Raw genomic sequence first — 3002 nt, 5'->3', positions numbered from 1 at the left:
CTTCTGCTACTGAAGCCGCTGCTTCTGCTGCTTCTGAAGCTGCTAAATAATATTCTTTTGAATATAAGAAAAGCAGGATACCATTGCGTATCCTGCTTTTTTACATTCCTCACACACCCCTTCCCGACTTTTCCGCCTGACTGCCATGCACCTTCACGACCGTTTTGCTGAGTTTCTTTCCGCCTCTGAAATCATTGAAGCTACTCCGGCCTTGTTAAACGACCAACGCCGTCGTTTTGTTTCTTCGCCGGATATTGTCTTACAGCCGAACTCTGTCGAGAGCGTGCAGAAAATCATGCGTTTCTGTTTTGAAAACCGTATCCGCGTAACCCCGCAAGGCGGCAATACCGGATTATGCGGCGCAACGGTAACCACCGAAGGCGTACTGCTCAATCTCTCCAAGCTCAACCGCATCCGCGATATCAACCTTGCCGACAACAGCATGACGGTTGAAGCAGGCGTGATTTTGCAGAATGCTCAAAATGTGGCAACCGAAGCGGGACGACTGTTTCCACTCAGCCTTGCCAGCGAAGGCTCTTGCCAAATCGGCGGCAATATCGCCTGTAATGCCGGCGGTTTGAATGTCTTGCGTTATGGCAGCATGCGCGATTTGGTATTGGGTTTGGAAGTCGTTTTACCAAACGGCGAACTGGTTTCCCACCTTCAGCCCCTGCACAAAAACACGACCGGCTACGACTTGCGCCATCTTTTTATCGGCAGCGAAGGAACATTGGGCATCATTACCGCCGCCACACTCAAACTCTTTGCCCAGCCCAAAACCAAAGCGACCGCATGGGTAGGTTTAGACGATATTGAATCCGCCGTCTCGCTTTTGACTGAGGTGCAAGGCCATTTTGCCGAGCGCTTGACCAGCTTCGAGCTGATCAGCCGCTTTGCCCTTGATTTATCTTCGGAATTCAGCCAACTTAAAAAGCCTGCCGACGCAGAATGGCATATTTTGATTGAACTTGCAGACTCCGTTCCCGATGCCGGACTGGATGAAAAGCTTGCCGAATTTCTCTATCAAAACGGATGGGAAAACAGCATCTTGGCGCAATCCGAACAAGAGCGATCCGACTTATGGACCTTGCGTGAAAATATTTCCGCTTCCCAACGCAAACTCGGCACCAGCATCAAACACGACATCGCCATCCCTATCGCCCAAGTGGCCGCCTTTGTCCGCCAATGCGCCCCTGCCTTGGAAACCCGTTTTCCCGGCATACAAATTGTCTGTTTCGGACATTTAGGCGACGGCAGCCTGCATTACAATACATTCCTGCCCAACGTATTGAGCAACGAAGCCTACCAATACGAAGACGCCGTCAATACCATTGTTTATGAAAACATCCTTGCCTGCCACGGCACGATTGCCGCAGAACACGGCGTAGGCATCATCAAAAAACATTGGCTGCCCCGTGTGCGTACGCAGGCCGAACTCATGCTGATGCATGCCATCAAAAATCAGCTTGACCCTTATGGCATTATGAATCCGGACAAACTCCTGCCTTCTTTGGATTAACCAATACAAAAAGGCCGTCTGAAACATTTCAGACGGCCTTTTATCTTATCCACACTATTTCAATGCCGTTTTCCAATCCAATCCGCCCAACGACGGTACCTGTATCACTTCATTGGTATCCAAATTGACCGCTGTCAGCTCTCCGCCCCACAACGCGCCGGTATCCAAAGCGATAACCTGATCGGTATTAACGTAGCCCAATGACGACCAATGTCCGAACACGGTAATATAATCCAAATTCTGCCTATCGGGCGCTTTAAACCAAGGGCGCAGGTAAAGCGGCATTTTTTTCAGAGTGGATTTATATTCGTAATCCAACTCGCCTTTATACGTCAGCGCACGCATACGGGTAAAGACGTTGATAATCATGCGTAGGCGCTCATAGCCTGTCAAATCGTCCGTCCACTCGGTCGGCTTGTTGCCGTACATTTTGCCAAAAAATTTCCTGTATTTTTTACCTTGCAATTCATCCTCAGCTTCACGGGCAAGGCTTTCGGCTTTATCAACCGACCATTGCGGCAAGATACCGGCATGCACCATCACATGTCTGTCACCGCGCACCAACAGCGGCTGATGACGCAGCCAGTCAAGCATGGCATAACTATCGGGATGGGTCAAAATCGGCTCAACCGTATCACTGCGCTTAAGCGTTCCTTCACCGCAACCGACTGCCAAAAGATGTAAATCATGATTGCCCAAAACCATTTGCACACTGCTGTCATGCTCTTTGGCAAATTTCAGGGTTTCCAAGGACTTCGGGCCGCGATTGACAATATCACCAACCAGCCAAAGGGTGTCCGTACCATGATTAAAGCCGATTTTGGCAAGCAACAAAGTCAGCTCGTCAAAACAGCCTTGAATGTCTCCGATTGCGTAATGTGCCATTATTATTGTTTTCCATTGTTATTATTTTCAGACGGCCTCAAGCCCAGCCCAGGCCGTCTGAAAACATCAATTATGCATTTAAAACCAATACTGCCTCTGCTTCAACCTGAACACCTTTAGGCAGGCTGGCCACGCCCACCGCAGCACGCGCAGGGAAAGGTTGTTCGATAAATTCAGCCATCACTTCATTGAATACGGCAAAGTTGGCCAAATCAGTCAAATAAGCATTGAGTTTGACGATATCGTTCAAAGAACCGCCTGCCGCTTCTGCTACGGCTTGCAGGTTTTTAAATACTTGCACTGCTTCGGCGCGGAAGTCGCCATCGCCGACCACAGTCATCGTAGCCGGATCCAAAGGAATCTGACCGCTCATATAAACCGTATCGCCTGCACGGACTGCTTGGCTGTATGCACCAATCGCGGCAGGGGCTTTGTCGGTATAGATAATGGTTTTAGACATGATATTCTCCTCAAGTAAAAATGTCAGAATCAGGTGGAAGCTTTGAATTTTACTTTCAACAGAAATACGTTTCAATAAAAGCATTCAATTAATGCGTTTAGCCCGTCTTGTCCTTCCCCGATTTTAAACCTACAATCC

The 3002-nt window shown here is 48.9% G+C and carries 3 protein-coding genes; 1 reads left to right on the top strand and 2 read right to left on the bottom strand.

The genetic code is table 11. The features are described 5' to 3' along the window. The first annotated feature begins 145 nt into the window (after nucleotides 1-145). Nucleotides 146-1519 (top strand): FAD-binding oxidoreductase, encoded by a 1374-nt coding sequence (locus ACTHUT_RS16835; RefSeq protein ID WP_250600072.1) that lies wholly within the window; start codon nucleotides 146-148, stop codon nucleotides 1517-1519. Between the two features lie 54 nt (nucleotides 1520-1573). On the opposite strand, the gene ACTHUT_RS16830 is transcribed toward ACTHUT_RS16835, so the two are convergent. Further along, complete coding sequence (locus ACTHUT_RS16830; protein WP_070749634.1) at nucleotides 1574-2404, bottom strand: symmetrical bis(5'-nucleosyl)-tetraphosphatase; 831 nt, start codon at nucleotides 2402-2404, stop codon at nucleotides 1574-1576. A 70-nt stretch (nucleotides 2405-2474) separates the two neighbouring features. Beyond that, a complete protein-coding gene (locus ACTHUT_RS16825) occupies nucleotides 2475-2864 on the bottom strand; it encodes a RidA family protein (RefSeq protein WP_250590205.1) in 390 nt (129 codons plus the stop codon). Nucleotides 2865-3002: the final 138 nt, after the last annotated feature.

This window comes from Neisseria sp. P0022.S010 (genome assembly GCF_051956635.1).
This window is presented reverse-complemented; position numbering and strand designations above follow the sequence as displayed.